We start from the raw sequence: 1,373 nt of genomic DNA, 5'->3' as shown, positions 1-1,373 counted from the left end.
TTGGATAAGCCCTCGACCGATTAGTATTGGTCAGCTCCATGCATTGCTGCACTTCCACCTCCAACCTATCTACCTCGTCGTCTTCAAGGGGTCTTACTAGTTGGGAAATCTCATCTTGAGGGGGGCTTCACGCTTAGATGCTTTCAGCGCTTATCCCGTCCGTACGTAGCTACCCAGCCATGCTCCTGGCGGAACAACTGGTGCACCAGCGGTACGTCCATCCCGGTCCTCTCGTACTAAGGACAGCTCCTCTCAAATTTCCTACGCCCACGACAGATAGGGACCGAACTGTCTCACGACGTTCTGAACCCAGCTCGCGTACCGCTTTAATGGGCGAACAGCCCAACCCTTGGGACCTACTTCAGCCCCAGGATGCGATGAGCCGACATCGAGGTGCCAAACCTCCCCGTCGATGTGGACTCTTGGGGGAGATAAGCCTGTTATCCCCAGGGTAGCTTTTATCCGTTGAGCGATGGCCCTTCCATGCGGTACCACCGGATCACTAAGCCCGACTTTCGTCCCTGCTCGACTTGTAGGTCTCGCAGTCAAGCTCCCTTATGCCTTTGCACTCTTCGAATGATTTCCAACCATTCTGAGGGAACCTTGGGGCGCCTCCGTTACTCTTTAGGAGGCGACCGCCCCAGTCAAACTGCCCGCCTGACACTGTCCCCGTACCGGATCACGGTACCAGGTTAGAACCTAGATACGATCAGGGTGGTATCCCAACGTCGCCTCCACACAAGCTGGCGCTCATGCTTCAAAGGCTCCCACCTATCCTGTACAGATCGTACCCAAATCCAATATCAAGCTGCAGTAAAGCTCCATGGGGTCTTTCCGTCTTGTCGCGGGTAACCTGCATCTTCACAGGTATTAAAATTTCACCGGATCTCTCGTTGAGACAGCGCCCAAGTCGTTACGCCATTCGTGCGGGTCAGAATTTACCTGACAAGGAATTTCGCTACCTTAGGACCGTTATAGTTACGGCCGCCGTTTACTGGGGCTTCGGTTCACAGCTTCGGGATTACTCCCTAACCGCTCCCCTTAACCTTCCAGCACCGGGCAGGCGTCAGCCCGTATACTTCGCCTTACGGCTTCGCACAGACCTGTGTTTTTGCTAAACAGTCGCTTGGGCCTTTTCACTGCGGCCCCCTCGGGCTATTCACCCTACCGAGGCACCCCTTCTCCCGAAGTTACGGGGTCATTTTGCCGAGTTCCTTAACGAGAGTTCTTCCGCGCGCCTTAGAATTCTCTTCTCGCCTACCTGTGTCGGTTTGCGGTACGGGCACCTTCACCTGACTAGAGGCTTTTCTTGGCAGTGTGAGATCATGACCTTCGCTACTATAATTTTCACTCCCCATCACAGCCCAGCCTTA

At 54.6% G+C, this 1,373-nt stretch carries 1 rRNA gene; it reads right to left on the bottom strand.

Annotation, left to right across the window (positions count from 1 at the left end):
- Positions 1 to 1,373, bottom strand: a 23S ribosomal RNA gene (locus OHJ21_RS32900); the annotation flags it as partial.

Source organism: Virgibacillus sp. LDC1 (genome assembly GCF_025792345.1).
In the GTDB taxonomy this organism is placed as follows: Bacteria; Bacillota; Bacilli; order Paenibacillales; family Paenibacillaceae; genus Paenibacillus_AQ; species Paenibacillus_AQ lautus.
Note: the sequence above shows the minus strand (reverse complement) of the source record. Positions and strands in the feature narration are given on the sequence as shown.